Raw genomic sequence first — 17819 nt, 5'->3', positions numbered from 1 at the left:
TGGGAGGCGATGGTTCGGCGATACTCACGTCGGCGTGGGCTTCATCCAGTGCGGCACCGGTCGGCACGCCGTCAATGTCATCTGCGGTCGCGCTCGTACCAGTCTCGAACGTCGGGGTGCGCGAGGAAGAAGAGCACGATGGCGATGAGGAAGGTCGTGAAACACCCTGTCGGGCTTCCCCCGGTGTAGGCGAGTTCGAAGACCGCGATGGTGAGGACGAGCGCCTCCGCCGCTATCGCGAGGCTGCGCGCGGTGTTGTTGTTCCGAATGAGACCCACGACGAGCGCGGCGAACACCGCACCGCTGACGAGGTTGACGACGCTCATCCAGTAGCCGTCGGATCGATCAATGGACATGACGGGACCGAGCACTCCGACGAGTATCGACGCCCCGGCCTGCGCCGCGACCAGGGCGGTGGCGTGACTCGCCATCTTGGGTTTGGACTTCCGACTGCGCCGCGCGGACATCTACTCGCCTCCAAGGGATGGAGATTCACATCCTGCCATATGCCTATCACAATGCTCGATGATTTTCTGTGAGAGTCCTTCCGGTTCAACAACTCCCGCTGATCCACTATGTCCACACAATCGACACATCCACACGAGTCGAGCCGTGATCGCCAACGACCCCTCGGAAGTCGTACGAGACCAAAACAAAGCGGACAAACACCGGAACGCCGCGATGGCACTGCCTCTCGGCCGGACGAAGAGGCTCCCGAGTGCCGACGTTCGACGCCCCTGGCGTACGCGACGCGGGTGGTTCGACTACACGGCCGACAACGTCCTGACGCCGCACCTGCCGAACGGACGGATAACGAGGCAACCTCCACTGCATCGGCGGGAAACGGGATTTCCCAACCGGGCCCTACTTCGCGTCGAACCAGGCGACGACCTCCGGGCGTACACGATCGCCCCCACCGCGCACAGCCCCAGGAGAACGCCGTAGGCCACGCCCAGTTGGCCGATGAACCGGGTCATCCCGTCATCCTCGATGTCGCTGACGGAGTCGACCCGGCCGACGGCGATCAGCACGACCGAGTGGGTCGCGACGAGCACGGTGCTCACGTTTCGAGACCAATGCGGACGGACGGCTGCGGGTTCGGACATGGACGCTCCTCTGTTGACAGATGGGGTCCATGATGCCCGACGGAGGCACAGCGTCACGGCCGATCGTCACTCGGCCGACTCGGCCTCCGGGGTACCGAGGGTGCGCAGGATCGTCTCCGCCAGCGCCGGGCCGATGCCGGGTACGCCCTGGATCTGCTCCGTGGTCGCCTCTCGTAGGCGCTTGACGGAACCGAACTCCTTGAGCAGGGCCTTGCGCCGAGTCGGCCCGAGCCCCGGGACGGAATCCAGTTCGGACACCGTGGCACGCTTCCCGCGACGCTTGCGGTGCAATGAGATCGCGAACCGGTGCGCCTCGTCGCGAACCCGCTGAAGCAGGTACAGGCCCTCGGAGGTGCGAGGGAGGATCACCGGGTAGTCCTCCCCCGGCAGCCACACCTCTTCGAGCCGTTTCGCGAGACCGCACACGTTGACGGTGTCGATACCGAGCTCGGCGAGGACACCGTCGGCGACCGCGACCTGCGGGGCGCCGCCGTCGACGACGAGCAGCTGCGGCGGATAGGCGAACCGACGGTTGCCACCCTCCTCGTCGACGAGCCCCGTCTGCTCGTCGATGCGCCGGAGACGCCGGGTCAAGACCTCGCGCATCGCCGACAGGTCGTCGGTGCGATCGCCCCGGACGACGAAACGCCGGTACTCCGATTTGCGCGGCAGCCCGTCCTCGAATACGACCATGCTCGCCACGACATCGGTGCCCTGGATCTGGGAGACGTCGAAACACTCGATGCGCAGCGGCGCCTGCGGCAGTTCGAGAGCCTCGGCGAGCTCCTCCAAGGCCCGACCGCGTGCCGACAGGTCACCGGCACGCTTGAGTTTGTGCCGTTGCAGGGACTGTTCGGCGTTGCGCCGCACCGTCTCCGCGAGCGCCCGCTTGTCTCCGCGCATCGGGATCCTCAGCGTGACACGGGATCCGCGGCGCCCGGTGAGCCACTGACCGAGCGCGTCGGCGTCGTCGGGCAGTGCCGGCACGAGGACCTCCCGCGGAACATCCGCGCCAGACTGTCCACCATAGAACTGGGTGCATAGGTTGTGCACCAGGTCGCCGTCAGTCACGCCCTCAGGCCGGTCCACGATCCAACCGCGCTCGCCACGCACCCGACCGCCACGCACGTGGAAGACGGCCACGGCGACCTGAAGCTCGTCACCGGCGAACGCGACGACGTCGGCGTCCGTGTTGTCCGGCAGTACGACGACCTGCTTCTCCAGGGCCTTGCGCAACGCGGCGAGGTCGTCGCGGCGACGCGCGGCCCGTTCGAAGTCCTCGGCTTGGGCGGCGGCGAACATCTCCTTCTCGACGCGGCGCATGAACGTATCGGTGCGACCCGCCATGAAATCGCAGAAGTCGTCGACGATCCGGCGATGCTCGGCGGCGCTCACCCGCCCCACACAGGGCGCCGAACATTTGCCGATGTCACCGAGGAGGCATGGGCGACCGATCCGGGCCGCCCGGTTGAACTCGGACTTTCCGCAGGTGCGCGCGGGGAAGACGCGCAGCAGCAGATCGAGGGTCTCGCGAATCGCCCACGCGTGCGAGAAGGGGCCGAAGTACCGCACGCCCTTCCGCTTGGAACCGCGCATGACCTGAAGGCGGGGGTATTCCTCGTTCAGGGTCACCGCGAGGTACGGGTAGCTCTTGTCGTCGCGGTACATGACGTTGAAACGCGGGTCGTACTCCTTGATCCAGGAGTACTCCAGTTGCAGCGCCGCGACCTCCGTGTCGACGACGACCCAGTCGACGGAGCGCGCGGTGTGCACCATCTGGTGCGTGCGCGGGTGCAGCGTGCGGGGGTCGGCGAAGTACGAGTTCAGTCGGGAACGCAGGCTCTTGGCCTTGCCGACGTAGATGACGCGCGAGTCGGCGTCGCGGAAACGGTACACGCCCGGTTCGTCGGGAATGGAGCCCGACGCGGGGCGGTACGACAACGCGCTGACGGAATCGGAAGCCACGCCTGAAGGTTAACCGTCGGGTGTGTCATGTCCGACCGGGCGCGGCGACGGCCCCGTCCCCGCGACACGGGAACGGGGCCGTCGCTACGCGTATCAGCCGAGAGCCGTCGCCAGCAGGATGACGAAACCGATCACGAGGATCACCGCGATCGCGATCGTCAGGACCACGGCCGGCTCCTGGCTCCACTTCTTCTGGACCACGGGTTGCACCGGCTGCTGCATCATCGGCCCCGGACGCGGCGGCGCCTGCATCGGCGGACGCGGCGGCGGCATCTGAGGCTGCTGCATAGGCGGACGGGGCTGGACGGGCGGCTGCTGCATCGCCGGGGGACGCGGCTGCCCCATCGGTGGCCGACCCGGCTGCTGACCCATCGGCGGACGCACCGGCGGACGCTGTGGCGCGCCCGACACGGGACGACCACCGGCGGGTCCGGCCGCCGGTCGGCTGCCGCCGCCGATCGCCAACGCGCCCTCGACGACGACCGTCTCCGGCTGCTCGAAGGTGCGCGGCGCGACGCCGAGTCCGGTGTGGATCAGGCTGGACGCCATCGGAATACGGCTGGAACCACCGACGAGGAAGATCCCCACCAGGTCCTTGGGGGACTGACGGGCGCCCCGGATGGCGCGTTCCATGCATTCGATGGTGCGCTCCAGGTGTGGGCGCGCGACGGACTCGAACTCCTCACGGGTCAGGTGGGCGTCCACATCGAGTGCCGGGAGGTGGATGTCCGCCGAAGCCGTTCGGGACAGCATCTCCTTGGCGCCGCGCACGTCCTCGTACAACATGCGTCGGTACCGTCGGTCCTTGTCATCGGTCGGGTTCATCAGGCGCGACCACGTCGCGGCGTGCGAGACGCCGTACGTCTTGCCGAGGTGTTCGACGATGCCGTGGTCGAAGTCGAGACCGCCGACGTCCGGCAGGCCCTCTTCGCTCAGCACCTCGAAACCGGCCTGGGTGCGTCGGACGACGGTCGCGTCGAAGGTACCGCCGCCGAGGTCGTAGATCGCCAACGAACGACCGACCGGGACGGCGGTGCCGAGCACGCTCGTGAAGTACGAGGCGGCGCCGACCGGTTCGGGAATCAGTTGGGGCTTCGGCAATCCGGCGAGGCGCGCGGCCTCGAGCAACAGGTTGCGGCGGCGCTCGCCCCACCGCGCCGGGTGCGTCATCCGAACGGCCTCGGGGGGACCGCCGAGTTGACGACGCGCCTCCGCGACGACCTGTTCCAGGACGTACGCCATCACCCGAGGAACGGGGATCTCTTGGTCGCCGAGGAAAATCGAGCCGTCATCGATGCGGCGCTTGGGGTTGGGCTCAAATCGGGCCGGATCCATCCGGGCGTTACGTTCCGCGTCGCGTCCAATGAGCATCCGCCCGTCCGCGGACAGGTACACCGCTGACGGGAGCATCGGCGAACCGTCGAACAGCAACGGTTTGACACGACCGTCCACCATCCGCAGGATCGCCACGGTGTTGGACGTCCCAAAGTCAATTCCAAGCACGCGCATGTTTAGCCAATCTCCTTCTTTGGGTGCCCACATTAGTGACCGGGTTCAACGCCGGTCGTCCCGCCTCACCTGCTACGCGCGACACCCCGACCGAGTACCTGCGCACAGCCGCGGCGACCGCGAATGGATACTTGCCGCATGACTCGACGCCGCGTTCTGCCCGCGCGCCGCCGCGTGGTGGGGCCGTATCCGTTCCTCGACGCATCGACGCCGTTGGGCTTCGCGCATCGCGGAGGCGCGGCCTTCGGCGACGAGAACACCATCGCGGCGTTCGGCCGCGCGGTCGCCGCAGGATATCGATACATCGAAACCGACACGCATTCCACGATAGACGGCGTAGCTGTCGTGTTTCACGACGCCGACCTTCGACGCGTCGCGGGCGACCCGCGCTCCATCGGATCGATGACGTACGCCGATCTCGCCACGGTCACTCAAGGCGGGGAGCCGATCGTTCCGCGCTTGGAGGACGTCATGGCGGCCTGGCCGGACGTCCGGTTCAACATCGACGTCAAATCCGACGCCGCCGTTCCCGCGACGCTCGCCGTCATCGATCGACTCGCCGCCGTCGATCGGGTCCTCGTCGCGTCCTTCGACGATCGTCGCCTGGCCGAGGTGCGCGCGAGCGCCGGTCCGCGGCTCGCAACGTCGACGGGCACACGCGAGACGGCGCGTCTGTGGCTGGGTTCGCGGCTGCGGCGCCGTTTCGCGGGCTTCCCGCCCGGCGCGGCCGCGGTCCAGGTTCCCCTTGAGCGCTACGGGTTGCGGGTCATCGACGAGAGGTTCGTCGATCATGTCCACGAGGCGGGACTGGCCGTCCACGTGTGGACCATTGACGACCCCGGCATGATGGGTGCCCTGCTTGATCTAGGAGTCGATGGAATCATGACCGACGAGATCGAGATACTTGCTGACGTCTATCGCAATCGCGGACACTGGCCCGCCCGATAATAAGGCCCCCTCCCTTGGTATCCAAAGACACCGCCGTCCCCAACTCCCCCGGGACGGAACCCGCCACCACTCGGCGCGAACGCGTCGGCTGGTACATGTACGACTGGGCGAACTCCGCGTTCTCCACCACGGTCGTCACCGCCTTCCTCGGCCCCTACCTCACCGGCATCGCGATCGCCGCGGCCGGACCCGGCGCCGACAAGACGAGCCAGGTCGACATCTTCGGCCTGTTCACCGTCTCCGCCGGCTCGCTCTTTCCTTACGTCACAAGCCTCTCCGTCATCCTGCAAGTGCTGGTGCTGCCCATCACCGGCGCGATCGCCGACCGCACCAGACGCAAGAAGGAACTCCTCGCGCTGTTCGCCTACATCGGCGCCGGAGCGACCTTCTGCTTCCTGTTCCTCGTCGACGACCGGTACATGCTCGGCGCGGGCCTGTTCCTGATCGCGAACCTCGCCTTCGGCGCGAGCGTCGTCGTCTACAACTCGTTCCTCCCACAGATCGCCACCGAACGCGAACGCGACAAGGTCTCGTCCACCGGTTGGGCACTCGGCTACCTCGGTGGTGGCCTCCTGCTGCTGATCAACGTCGTCGCGGTGCTGCTCGGTGGTTCGGAGAACCAGGCCGAGATCGCGCGCTGGTGCCTCGTCTCGGCGGGTGTCTGGTGGGCCGGTTTCACGACGTTCACGATGCTGTGGCTGCGTAACCGCCCGCCGGTCGAGGGCGAAGCCCGCGGGTTCTTCCTCGCCGACGGTTTCAAGCAGTTCTTCAGGACCTTGAAGGGACTGCGCGCCTACCCGTTGACGCTGTTCTTCCTGATCACGTTCCTGATCTACAACGACGGCATCCAGACCGTCATCGCCATGGCGGGCACCTTCGGCTCCGAGGAACTCGGCTTCGACAACACCGTCCTGATGCCGACGATCCTGATGGTGCAGTTCCTCGCCTTCGGCGGCGCGATGCTGCTCGGCTGGGGTGCGAAACACTACGGCGCCAAGCGAACTGTGCTCGGCAGCCTCGTGGCGTGGGTCGCCATCCTGATCGTCGCGTACTTCATCCCCGAGGGCAACGTGGCCATGTTCCTCGCCCTCGGCGCGGGCATCGGTCTCGTCCTGGGCGGATCGCAGGCCCTGTCCCGTTCGCTGTTCAGCCAACTGATCCCGAAGGGCAAGGAAGGCGAGTACTTCGGACTGTACGAGATCTCCGACAAGGGCACGAGCTGGATCGGTCCGCTGTTGTTCGGTCTCGCGCACGACCTGACCCAGAGCTACCGCATCGCGATCATCTCGCTGGTCATCTTCTTCGTCGCCGGTTTCGTGATGCTGCTTCTGGTCCCGATGCGCAAGGCGATCATCGCGGCGGGCAACACGCCCCCGGACACGATCTGATTCCCTCGACCACATAGGCTGGCGCGTCGTGACCTTCCCACTTCCACGACGCGCCAGCGCGCGCCTAAAGTTCTACTATGGACCAATGGATTGCGGTAAGTCGACGCTGGCATTGCAGATCCATCACAATCACACCCGGCAGGGCCGGGTCGGGTTGCTGCTCACCAGAAACGACCGTTCCGCGCGAGCCAGGGTCACCACCCGGATCGGTTTGGCGAAGGAAGCGCTCGAGGTCAAGGACCACGACGACCTGCGCACCCTCGCCTCGGGCGAGACGATCGACTACATCATCTGCGACGAGGCCCAGTTCTTCACCCGCGACCACGTCGAGCAACTCGCCGACCTGGTCGACATCGAGGGCATCGACGTCTACGCGTTCGGACTGGCGACCGATTTCACGGCGACCCTGTTCCCCGCCAGCGCCCGATTGTTCGAGCTCGCCGACGAGGTGGCGCGGCTCCAAGTCGAGGTTCTGTGCTGGTGCGGCGCCGACGGGGTGCTCAACGCGCGCGTCAGCAACGGGCGGCTGGTCCGCGAGGGCGAGCGCTTCGTCGTCGGAGACACGGACGACGGGCGACTGCACTACCAGGTGATGTGTCGAAAGCACTATCGCCAGGGGCGGCTGGCGGCCGAGGGGACGAACACGAAGCCCGTTGAACATAGTGGACAAATGTCGGGATCGTAACGACCGACACAATGCCCCGGTTCACCCCGGGCGCCCTGCCATACTGGAAGCCGGGGCCGTCGACCAGTGCACAACGACCGTGTGGTCGACGACCAGTCGGGAAACAATCCACCCACCTCGATCGTTACACTGTCCGACCGCCACGTCATTTCGTGCGGCGGGTCCGTGTCACGTTAATCGTGAGAAACGGCGCGACACGATCGGAACAGGTGCGGCACTATCGTTGTACAGGCGTTTATGAGGGGAAGGCATCGAAGATGAGCGAACGGATGCTTCGAGGTTCGCGGCTCGGCGCGATCAGCTATGAGTCCGACCGCAACACCGAACTGGCACCGAGGCAGACCAGGGACTTCATCTGTGCCCGTGGTCACCGCTTCGAGGTTCCGTTCGCGGTCGAGGCGGAGGTCCCGTCGACGTGGGAATGCCGCCTGGACGGCACGGTCGCCAAGCTGGTGGACGGCGGCGAACCGCAGACGAAGAAGGTCAAGCCTCCGCGCACGCACTGGGACATGCTCCTGGAGCGCCGCAGCATGGAAGAGCTCGAGGAGATCCTCAACGAGCGTCTGACTGAGATGCGCGCCCGGCGCGGCGAGTAAAGCCCACGCGACGCCCCGGTTCCGCACGGAGCCGGGGCGTCGTCGTGTCCGCTTCAGCGCGGCTAATCCGGTTCGTCGTCAGTATCGCCCAGGGAGTCGCGTGGTGACCGTGGGGCGGATGGGCCGGATGGGCCGGGGTTCGCCGGACCACCATGGGACCCGCGCCGTGGACGGTCCACGACTTCGCCCTCGATGACGTCCCCGGAGTCCGTCACGTCGCGGTCGTCGCGGTGGGAACGCACGACCCGTGGTCCGAAGAAGCGCGCCATCGACGGCGAGTCGAGCCGCTTCTCCAGAAAACGCGTGACGAGCGAGCGCCACAGGAAACGCGTCGGCGGCAGGACGCACAACAGCCCGATGACGCTGGAGATGAACCCTGGCACGAACAGCAGGAAAGCGCCGAGGACGCCGATGACGCCGGAAACGGCCGTCGGTCCCGGCGGTTCGCCCGCCTCGGCAGCGGCACGGTAGTCGGCGACGGCCCGCATTCCCATGACCCGCAACAGCACGCCGCCGAGCACCGTCGAGGCGAGGATCGCCAGGACCGTCCATCCAGGACCAATGGTGGTCGCGACGAGGTACAGCACGACCAGTTCGGCGATCAGGAACAGACCGAGGCCCGCCCGCGCGGGATAACTCGCGCGAGGTCGTGGACCCGCCGGGGGTGGCATCGTCATGAACAGTGCTCCTCACGAAGTGCGAAGGGGTTTCGATCGGCTCAGTCGGTACGCCCGAAGCGTCGCGACACCCGGCGCGCCCGGTCACGAGCGCCCCACACCGCCACGCGCCAGAGCGCCTCACGAACGAACGAGCCGTTCATCTTCGATTCGCCGCGTTCGCGATCCGCGAAGGTGATCGGGACCTCGACGACCTGGAACCCCGCCGCGAGCGCCCGCCTTGCCAAGTCGATCTGGAAGCAGTAACCCTGCTGGGGCGTCCAACCGGTCGTGATCTTGGTGAGAACGGGCATACGGTAGGCACGGTAGCCGCCGGTGGCGTCCTTCAGGGGCATGCCGAGTGCGACACGGGTGTACAGGTTCCCGCCGCGCGACAGCAACAGGCGATGTGGGGACCAGTTCCTGACGGAGCCGCCGGGCACGTAACGGGAACCGCAGACGACGTCGGCGCTCTCCAAGCCGTCCAGGAGGCGCGGCAGCTGTTCGGGGGCGTGCGAGCCGTCCGCGTCCATCTCGCACACGACGTCGTACTCGCGGGACGCGGCCCAGTCGAATCCGGCGAGGTACGCGGCGCCGAGGCCGTTCTTGCCGGAGCGGTGCAGCACGTGCACGGACGCGTCCCCCGCCGCGAGGGCGTCGGCGAGTTTGCCCGTGCCGTCGGGGCTGGCGTCGTCGACGACGAGCACGTCGACGACGGGCACCGCCGCGCGCACTCGGCCGACGATCAGTTCGATGTTGTCGGCCTCGTTGTACGTGGGAATGACGACGAGGACTCGGCCGAGGCCGCCGTACTCGTCGGCGGCCGCGCCGCGTCCTTCGACGCCGGGCTCCGCGGAGACCTCACCGGCGCCGTCGGCGTTATGTTCGGTCACGGTTTCGCCTTCCCTACGGCCGCGCCCCGCATCGGACCGGGCATCAATCGTTATGGCGGCCCACCCCGGCCGACGTCGGCTCGACGACGGACCGCCGCGCGCGGTAGCGGGCCACCGCCGCGTACGCCAGGATCGCCACTGCCGCCGCGCCACCGACCAACTCCGGTATCGGACCGACGATCGTCGCCGGGGTCGTCTCGGTGGACAGACGCAGACGCGACACGATCACGGCCTGTTCATCGAACGTCGTCTCATCATAGACGGAACCGTCGGAGCGGACGAACGCCGACACACCCACAGTGGACGCCATGAGGCCCTCGCGGCCGTGCTCGATCGCGCGGATCCTCACCATGGCGAGCTGTTGCGTCGCCTCGGCGTTGTTGAACGTGGCGTTGTTGGTCTGCACCGCGAGAATGTTGGATCCCTCGGTGACGGACTCGCGAACCAGGCCGTCGTAGGCGATCTCGAAACAGATGATGCCGGAGACCGTCGCATCGCCCATCGGGATCACGCCCGGCTCGGTTCCCGCCTCGAGACCGTGAACACGGTCGATGCCGGAGACCATGCGCTCGTCGATCCATCCGGCGATCGTCCGCACGACGTCCTTCATCGGGATGTACTCGGCGAACGGGACGGGGTGCTGTTTCGCGTACTCGAAGACCGCCGTGCCCTCGTCCGGGTCCCACAGGAGGCTGACGTTGCGGTTCTGTCCCGTCCCCGTGTCGCGGTAGGACTGGATGGTGCCGAGCAGGATGGGCGCGTCGATGGTCTCGGCGGCGCGCTGCACCTCGGCGGCGGCGTCGGGATTCGTCAGCGGATCGATGTCGGCGGCGTTCTCGGGCCACACCACCAGATCCGGCTGCGGGGCGTCACCGTCGGCCACCTGCCGAGCCAAGTCCACAGTGGCGTTCACATGGTTGTCGAGGACGGCGCGACGCTGGGCGTTGAAGTCCAGCCCCAGCCGAGGAACACTGCCCTGGATGACGGCCACCGTCATCCCACCACCGGACGGCGCCGTCGACCAGACGGGAACGACCAGCCCCAACCCGACGATCGCGGCCGCCGCGGCGACGCCGTACCCGGCACGCCATGACGACAGGCGCCGATCGCGGGCGGTGTCCCAGCGCCGCCAGATCCCCCACAGCAGCAGGCCACCGGACGCCGCGACGGCGAAGGTGATCAGCGGGGCGCCACCGAGCCACGCGAACCGCGCCAACGGAGAATCGGCCTGGCTGAACGCGAGCCTTCCCCACGGGAATCCGTCGAACGGGGTGCGGGAACGCAACGCCTCCTGCCCGACCCACAGGACCCCGATGATGACCGGCCACCAGCCCCGGTGCCGGTCGACGACCCGGGTGGCGGCGGCGAGCGCACCGCCGAGCGCGGCGAAGTACAGGGCTTGGAGCAGAGACAGGGCGATCCACGGGAACTGCCCGACCTGGGTCGACGTCCAGCTCAACAAAGGCGCGAAGAACGCGATGCCGAAGACGAGGCCCAGACCGATGCCCGCGCGGACCCGGCGCCGGTGACACACCAGCGCGAACAGGGCGACGGCCGGGGGCGCGAGCCACCACAGGTCGAATGGGGGAAACGCGAACAGCATCGCCGCCCCGGCGACCGCGGCGACGACGATCGCGACCGGCAACCGGGGCAGCCGGACTGGCCGGTCGGTGGGCGGCGACATGGCGGGTTCCTCGTCGGTCTCCGGCTGGTCAAGGGTGGGTGCGTCGTGGGTCACGGGTTCGCTCCTGCGTGAAGGGTCTGCCGGAATTGTGACTCATCGCCGCTTGTGACCTGGCCACCCCCATCGAGTTGCATTCACCACAGTTCAGTAACGAAGAAGTCACTCGAAGACGCCCCGCTGATGTCCCGACAAAAGCGGCGGGCATGGCAAAGGGGCGTAGCCGGCAGGCCACGCCCCTCGCACGGTGTTCTCCCAGTCCCTGTACGGCCGGCACCCGTCGTGATCTCTCCGCCCCGCCTTCGGACCAACCTGATACCGACCGGCTGTCCGGTACCAAGTTGTTGTCTACTGGTGACGCGTGTCCACCACGGCCGGTGCCACACGGCGACCGCCTCGCACCGCTCCGCCGACCCCCGCGCGCTGGACCTGGCCGCCGATCACGATGCGGCCGCGTCATGATCGATTGTCCAGTCAGCGAAGGAGCAAAGCGAGTCGAGTCGCCCCCGACTGAAGAATTCGGGTCCCCTTTAAGACCCGCCTTCTTGGACGTTTAGACGGTAAGCCCTTCCCCCCCATACCTGTCAACCGGGTCGGCGAAATTCGATGTGCCAAAAATGTCAATGCAGGTCACAATGGGGCGATCAAGTGCGTGTGCATCAGTTTCAATGCCACTTCCGGGTGATCTGGCGCCAATAGTCCCGCCATGCCGAGCACGTATGAGGTATCGATGACCGTTTTCGCCTTGTCGGGTAGGGGGTAGCCACCGGCGGTGTCGGCTCCGATCGCGTCCGCGAGCATCGCGCTCGCCGCGTCACCGTGATGGCGGAGCACCCCGCCGCTGCCGACGACGAGATTGACGGCCCGCAGGTCCTTTCCGCCTCGCAGCGGCGAATCGGGGCCTCCGTATCGTTCCCCGCGCGCGTGGCGACGCAGGGCCACCATGATCGCGAGTTGGGTCAGCCGCAGGTCGACGCCGCGTTGGTCGTCCGTGTCGGGAAGGAAGGCGGGATGGTCGGCGCGGTAGGCGGCGGCCGGGCCGAGCGCCGCGACCTCCGCCGGATCGATGAGGCCCTCCGCTTCGGCGGCGGACACGATCCCGACGGCGGTGTGGCGCAAGCCGAGGTCTCCTTCGACGGTCCGGGAGCGCCAGGCCGTCCCCGCCACCTCTCGGCGCGGACCTTCGAGTTCGGCGTCCGGCGTCAGCACGGAGTACACGTCGGTGGTGGCGCCGCCGACGTCGACGACCACGACGTCACCACTCGGTGGGACCGCGCCGTGACCGTCGGCGAACAGTTCGACGCCCGCCAGCACCGTGTCGGGGGTCGCGGAGCGCACCATCGCGGCGAACTCGCGGGCGTCGGACAGGTTCTTCCCGACGATGACGTGCTCCAGGAACGCCTCACGAAGCGCCAGACGGGCCGGGCCGGGGTTGAGCTGTCCGATGAGCGGGAGCACGTTCGCGACGACCGACACGGCCAGCCCGGCGGCGCGCAGCATGGCCGCGACGTGCTCGGACGCGTGCGAGTTGGCGGCGAGGACGACGGGTACGCGCAGCGCGGGTCTACTGGCGACGGACGCGGCGAGCGTCGTCGCGTGGTCGAGGAGCGCGGTCTCGTCGCCGCCGTCGGTGCCGCCGGCGACGAGCAGCACGTCCGGCGCCGCCGACGCGAGAGCGTCCATATCGGATTCGGTCACGGTTCCGGCGATGACGGCGACCACCCGCGATCCCGCCGACAGACCGGCGCGGTGCGCGGCGGTGGCGGTCACGAGTGGCTCGTTGCCGATGACGCCGAGCCGCAGCCCGCCGCCGGCGGAGGAGCACACCCGCAGGTCGTCGATGACGACGTTCGACGGGAGCCGTTGCTCGACAATGGTTCTCGCCGCGCTGAGGCCGTCGAGGACGTCGGTGTCGATGGTGGTCCGGTGCGTCGCCCCGGCGTGGAGGACGCCGTCGAGGCCGATCGCGGCGACCTTGGTGTAGGTCGAACCGACATCGGCGCACAGGATCGCGCGCGTGGTCACGGTTATCCCGGCACCACGACCGTGCCGGTCGCCGTGGTGGCGACGATCGGGTCGGCGAGGACCTCGGCGGCGGATTCGCTCCGGTCGGGACGGCCGCGGCAGACGACCTTCAGGACGAAGTCGATGGTGCGACTGCGTGAACCGACCCTGGTGACGACCGCGGTCGCCTCCACCATGTCCCCGGCGCGGACGGGCGCCTTGAACTGAACATCCGAATAGGACGCGAAGAGGCCCTCGTCGCCGTCACCGACGACGCACACCTCCGTGGCGACGTCGCCGAACATCGCCAGCGAGTACGCGCCGTCGACGAGGTTCCCCGCGTAGTGCGCGTGGTTGTAGGGGACGTAACGCCGATGCGTGACGGTGAGACCAACCTGGGCGGTCATGCGACGAGCTCCTTGTCGGGGATGAGGCGGTGGGTGATGTACGAGGCGACGTCGGCGGGGGTCGTGCCGCGGCTGAAGATGCGGTCGACGCCGAGTTCGCCGGCCATCATCTCGTCGAAGCGCGGGCCACCGACGATCAACAGTGGACGCTTGTCCGGCGGGAGGGCCTCGCGGAACGCCGCCGACATCTCGCGCGTGTTGTGCAGGTGGGCGTCCCGCTGGGTGACGACCTGACTGACGAGCACCGCGTCGGCCTTCTCCGCGACCGCACGGTTCACGAGGTCCGGCACGGCGACCTGCGCTCCGAGGTTGAGGACGCGAAGTTCCCGGTAGTACTCCAGGCCCTTCTCCCCCGCGAAGCCCTTGATGTTGAGGATCGCGTCGATGCCGACGGTGTGGGCGTCGGTGCCGATGCAGGCGCCGACGACGACGAGCTTGCGGCCCATCCGTTCCTTCACCAGACCGTTGACCTCTTTCGCGGTCAGCAGCGGGTAGTCGCGCTCGACCACGGTCACTTCGTTGAGGTTCACGAGGTGGTTGACCTTGCCGTACACGACGAAGAACGTGTGCGAGGTGCCGATCTGCTTGGCGTGGACCACCATCGCGGGGTCCATGCCCATCTTCCCGGCCAACTGCGCGGCGGCGCCCTCCGCCCGCTTGTCGTGCGCCACCGGCAGCGTGAACGACATCTGCACCATGCCGTCGCCCGTGGTGTCCCCATAGGGCCGAACAATGTTACTCACTTGTAGACTCTCTCATGGTCGAGGCGAGACGACGCCCGCGATGCTGCACCTGACACGAACCTCACTCCCCCTCAAGCACTTCCCGAGGGTTCTCAAGGAGATCGCTGGCGGGGTTGTAGTAGTCGTCGGCGTGCTCCTCGACGCCGTCGAGCCCGCGACCGGCGTCGGCGGGGCGCTTCATGATGCCGAAGGTGCCGTCCGCGATCGCGTTGAGGAGACCGTCGTCGACGATCTTCTCGAGCAGTTCGACGGCCTCGCCGAGGACCTGCGTCGCGCGGCCGGCGATGAAGCCGTCGGCCGGCGGATGGAAGTCCTCCACCAGACCGCCGCAGGCGTTGAGCACGTAACGGACGTTCTGCAGGGCGACGTCGCGGTCCGACAGCCACGGCGTGACGACCGCTTCGGTCATCATGCCGACGAGCAGGATGCCCTGCCCCGTCATCGCGCCCGCCAGGTTGAAGAAGCCGTCGAGCAGGTTGCCCATGAAGACGTCCCCCGTCATGTGCCGGGTCGGGGGCATCCACTTCAGCGGCGCGTCGGGGAACAGTTGGCGCGCGAGCATCGCGTGCGCCAGTTCCATGCGGAACGAGTCCTTGAGGTCGGGGTTGATCTCGAACGCGTGCCCGAGGCCGAGCAGTTCGTCCGGCAGTCCGGCCTCATGCGCGAAGAACTCGTTGAGCAGCTGCGACACGGTGACGGTGTGCGCGGCCTCCACGGCGTCCGCGGTGGTGAGGTAGTTGTCCTCGCCCGTGTTGATGATGATTCCGGCGCGGGCGTGGATCTGCCGCGAGATCCGCTGGTCCACGAAGGTGCGGATCGGGTTGATGTCGCGGAAGAGGATGCCGTACATCGAGTCGTTGAGCATCATGTCGAGCCGGTGCATCCCCGCGAGCGCGGCGATCTCCGGCATGCACAGCCCGGACGCGTAGTTCGTGAGACGGATGTACCGACCGAGTTCGCGCGAGGTCTCGTCGAGCGCGGCACGCATGAGGCGGAAGTTCTCGCCCGTCGCGTATGTTCCGGCGAAGCCCTCGCGGGTCGCGCCCTCCGGGACATAGTCCAGGAGGGACTGTCCGGTGGAGCGGATGACGGCGATGACGTCGGCACCGGCGCGGGCGGCGGCCTGGGCCTGCGGAATGTCCTCGTAGATGTCGCCGGTGGCGACGATGAGGTAGATCCAGGGCCGTTGCGGCGGGTCGCCGATCTCGGTGACCATCCCGTCCCGTTCGGCGCGGGCCGCGTCGATGCGGGCGATGCCGCCCGCGACGGCCCGTCGGGACAGTTCGCGCGCGGCCTCGGCGTCCTTGCCCGTGGGAATCGTGAACTGGACGGCGCCCGCGGCGGCCTTGTGCGCCAACAGGGTCAGGTCCGGGTGGCCGTCGGCGATCATCGCGCCGAACACCGGGAGGGCGGCCCCGTGGGAGATCCCGACCTGCTCACGCACCGCGTCGAGCAGCCGGTTCACCCACGGAATGCCGTCGGGGTCGGCCCCCGCCAGCCCGGCGAGCCGCAGCATCGCGCGTTCGACGGCCACGGTGGTGTGGCTGCGGGCGATGTCGACGACCGGCTGTCCCGCGCGGCGCGCCAGTGAGCGGGCGCGCGTGATCGTGTCGGCGTCCAACGGCAGCCGAGCCGGCTGGGTCATATGACTGTCTCCTCATCGAAAATGACTGTTCCGTCAAGCACGGTACGACGGCAACGTGGCGCGGGCGCCCCGTCAGCGAGGTCGGGAAGCCCGGCCTCGCGGCGATCCCACACGGCGAAGGTCGCGGCGCTGCCCGGCGCCAGGACGCCGGTCGAGTCGTCACCGGTTGAGCGCCAGCCGCCTCGGGTGTGGGCGGCGAACGCGGCGTTGACGGACAGCCGCTGCGTTGGGTTGTGGTGGTACGCGGCGGCGGCGACGCCGCCCCACGGATCGAGCGGGGTGACCGGGGTGTCCGAACCCAGCGCGAGTGGAACACCGACGCCCGCGAGCGAGCCGAAGGGGTTCGACGCGAGGGCGCGTTCGGTGCCCAGCCGCGTGGAGTACATCTTGTCCGCGCCGCCCCACCGGGCGTCGAACGACGGCTGCACGCTCGCGTACAGACCGAAGGCGACGAAGCCCGCGATCAGTTGCTTGTCGAGCATCTCGGCGTGCTCGACGCGGTGCCGTCCGGCGCGGACGGCCTCGATGCCGAGGATCTGCGCGGCGGCGGCGACGCCCGCGATGACGTTGGCGATCGCCTGGTCGCCGATCGCGTGGAAGCCGCCCTGCATGCCGTGACCGGCGCAGTTGATGATGTGCTGCTCCACATCAGACGCGCTGAGGTAGGCGTGCCCGGAGGTGTCCTCGTCGATGTAGCGGTCCCGCAGCGCGGCGGTGTGCGCGCCGATCGAACCATCGACGGACAGGTCACCGCCGCAGGCGTGCGCGCCGAGGTCGCGCGCCTTCACGGCGGCGCACAGTTCTCCCCAGTATCCGAGCACGCGCGGCAGCGGTTCGGCCTTCGACAGGGCCAGCAGACCGGTGAAGTCCTTCTCGCCGATGCTCGTGCCCTCGGAGGGCATGCCGCACTCGCACAGCGCGGCCAGCCCCAGGGACGCGGCGTGCCGCAACGCGATGCGCTGCCAGTCGGTCCGCTGTTCGTCGGGAATGGACGATCCGGCGACGCTGCGCGCGGTCCGGTGCGCGTACAACCGCAGGACGCCGGTGTCGCTGTAACCCTCCAGGCCCGCGAGGTCCGGGTTCTCCAACAGCAGCGCCGGTGAGGCGATACCGGTGTGACCGCACGTCCGACTCAGGTAGGCGCGACGACCTCCGACGGCGCGGGCGATCTGCTCGGGCGTCGGCAGGGCCGGGTCGGTCCATTCCGTCTCGTCCCAACCGGCTCCGATGACGATCGCGGTCTTCGGGAGGTCGACGACGGCCTCCGCGACGCGGTCGAGCATGTCGGTCGCGTTGCGGGCCTCGGCGAGCGTCGGGCCGGACAGCGCCGAACCCGTCGACGTCAGGTGGACGTGCGCGTCCATGAACGCGGGAGTCATCAGACAACCGTCGAGGTCGACCGTGACGTCGGCGGACGGCGCGTCCTCATCGGACCCGATCCAGGTGATCAGCCCGCCGGTGAAGGCGATCGCGGTCGCGGTCGGATAGGCGGGGCTGAGTACGTGCCCGCCCCGGTACAAGGTGCTGTGCGAGGTCGTCATAGCGCGATTGTGCCTTCCGACCGACGCCGGTCGGCCCCCGGCCGACACTCCG

At 68.2% G+C, this 17819-nt stretch carries 16 protein-coding genes; 4 read left to right on the top strand and 12 right to left on the bottom strand.

Annotated features, from left to right (window positions below; translation table 11 throughout):
- Window positions 1-77: 77 nt before the first annotated feature.
- The 4 genes from ACM9NP_RS10330 to ACM9NP_RS10315 form a co-directional block, all read right to left on the bottom strand.
- Complete coding sequence (locus ACM9NP_RS10330) at window positions 78-467, bottom strand: hypothetical protein (RefSeq protein ID WP_415646420.1); 390 nt, start codon at window positions 465-467, stop codon at window positions 78-80.
- A 297-nt stretch (window positions 468-764) separates the two neighbouring features.
- Window positions 765-1106, bottom strand: a complete 342-nt coding sequence (locus tag ACM9NP_RS10325) for a hypothetical protein (protein ID WP_415646419.1) — start codon at window positions 1104-1106, stop codon at window positions 765-767.
- A 66-nt stretch (window positions 1107-1172) separates the two neighbouring features.
- Window positions 1173-3071 carry an excinuclease ABC subunit UvrC gene (uvrC, locus tag ACM9NP_RS10320; RefSeq protein WP_415646418.1) on the bottom strand — a complete coding sequence of 633 codons (1899 nt, stop codon included), beginning with the start codon at window positions 3069-3071 and terminating at the stop codon, window positions 1173-1175.
- Window positions 3072-3164: 93 nt separating this feature from the next.
- The gene (locus ACM9NP_RS10315) at window positions 3165-4580 is read right to left on the bottom strand and encodes an Hsp70 family protein (RefSeq protein ID WP_415646417.1); all 1416 of its coding nucleotides are present in this window, start codon (window positions 4578-4580) and stop codon (window positions 3165-3167) included.
- A gap of 138 nt (window positions 4581-4718) precedes the next feature.
- Here ACM9NP_RS10315 and ACM9NP_RS10310 point away from each other — a divergent pair, with 138 nt between their 5' ends.
- From ACM9NP_RS10310 to ACM9NP_RS10295, 4 genes are all read left to right on the top strand, one after another.
- Window positions 4719-5528, top strand: coding sequence for a glycerophosphodiester phosphodiesterase family protein (locus ACM9NP_RS10310; RefSeq protein ID WP_415646416.1), 810 nt, complete (start codon window positions 4719-4721; stop codon window positions 5526-5528).
- Between the two features lie 95 nt (window positions 5529-5623).
- Window positions 5624-6916, top strand: coding sequence for an MFS transporter (locus ACM9NP_RS10305; protein WP_415646477.1), 1293 nt, complete (start codon window positions 5624-5626; stop codon window positions 6914-6916).
- A gap of 13 nt (window positions 6917-6929) precedes the next feature.
- A complete protein-coding gene (locus tag ACM9NP_RS10300) occupies window positions 6930-7601 on the top strand; it encodes a thymidine kinase (RefSeq protein WP_415646476.1) in 672 nt (223 codons plus the stop codon).
- A gap of 257 nt (window positions 7602-7858) precedes the next feature.
- On the top strand, window positions 7859-8197 hold the full coding sequence (locus ACM9NP_RS10295; RefSeq protein WP_415646415.1) for an RNA polymerase-binding protein RbpA: 339 nt from the start codon (window positions 7859-7861) through the stop codon (window positions 8195-8197).
- Window positions 8198-8259: 62 nt separating this feature from the next.
- On the opposite strand, the gene ACM9NP_RS10290 is transcribed toward ACM9NP_RS10295, so the two are convergent.
- The 8 genes from ACM9NP_RS10290 to ACM9NP_RS10255 all read right to left on the bottom strand — a co-directional run bounded on the left by ACM9NP_RS10290 (window position 8260) and on the right by ACM9NP_RS10255 (window position 17767).
- Complete coding sequence (locus ACM9NP_RS10290) at window positions 8260-8874, bottom strand: FxsA family protein (protein ID WP_415646414.1); 615 nt, start codon at window positions 8872-8874, stop codon at window positions 8260-8262.
- Between the two features lie 41 nt (window positions 8875-8915).
- Window positions 8916-9746, bottom strand: a complete 831-nt coding sequence (locus ACM9NP_RS10285; protein ID WP_415646413.1) for a polyprenol monophosphomannose synthase — start codon at window positions 9744-9746, stop codon at window positions 8916-8918.
- Window positions 9747-9789: 43 nt separating this feature from the next.
- Entirely contained in the window at window positions 9790-11484 is a 1695-nt protein-coding gene (lnt, locus tag ACM9NP_RS10280) for an apolipoprotein N-acyltransferase (protein WP_415646412.1), read from the bottom strand.
- Between the two features lie 573 nt (window positions 11485-12057).
- The gene (locus ACM9NP_RS10275) at window positions 12058-13452 is read right to left on the bottom strand and encodes a glutamate mutase L (protein WP_415646411.1); all 1395 of its coding nucleotides are present in this window, start codon (window positions 13450-13452) and stop codon (window positions 12058-12060) included.
- Window positions 13453-13454: 2 nt separating this feature from the next.
- Entirely contained in the window at window positions 13455-13838 is a 384-nt protein-coding gene (gene kal, locus ACM9NP_RS10270) for a 3-aminobutyryl-CoA ammonia lyase (RefSeq protein WP_415646410.1), read from the bottom strand.
- A complete protein-coding gene (kamE, locus tag ACM9NP_RS10265) occupies window positions 13835-14581 on the bottom strand; it encodes a lysine 5,6-aminomutase subunit beta (protein ID WP_415646409.1) in 747 nt (248 codons plus the stop codon). The genes kal and kamE overlap by 4 nt, the downstream gene beginning before the upstream one ends.
- 61 nt (window positions 14582-14642) lie before the next feature.
- Window positions 14643-16226 carry a lysine 5,6-aminomutase subunit alpha gene (kamD, locus tag ACM9NP_RS10260; RefSeq protein ID WP_415646408.1) on the bottom strand — a complete coding sequence of 528 codons (1584 nt, stop codon included), beginning with the start codon at window positions 16224-16226 and terminating at the stop codon, window positions 14643-14645.
- Window positions 16223-17767: an amidohydrolase gene (locus ACM9NP_RS10255; protein WP_415646407.1), complete on the bottom strand. Its 1545-nt coding sequence runs from the start codon at window positions 17765-17767 to the stop codon at window positions 16223-16225. The genes kamD and ACM9NP_RS10255 overlap by 4 nt, the downstream gene beginning before the upstream one ends.
- Window positions 17768-17819 lie beyond the last annotated feature (52 nt).

It is taken from the genome of Stackebrandtia soli (genome assembly GCF_965137155.1).
GTDB classification, from domain to species: domain Bacteria; phylum Actinomycetota; class Actinomycetes; order Mycobacteriales; family Micromonosporaceae; genus Stackebrandtia; species Stackebrandtia soli.
This window is presented reverse-complemented; position numbering and strand designations above follow the sequence as displayed.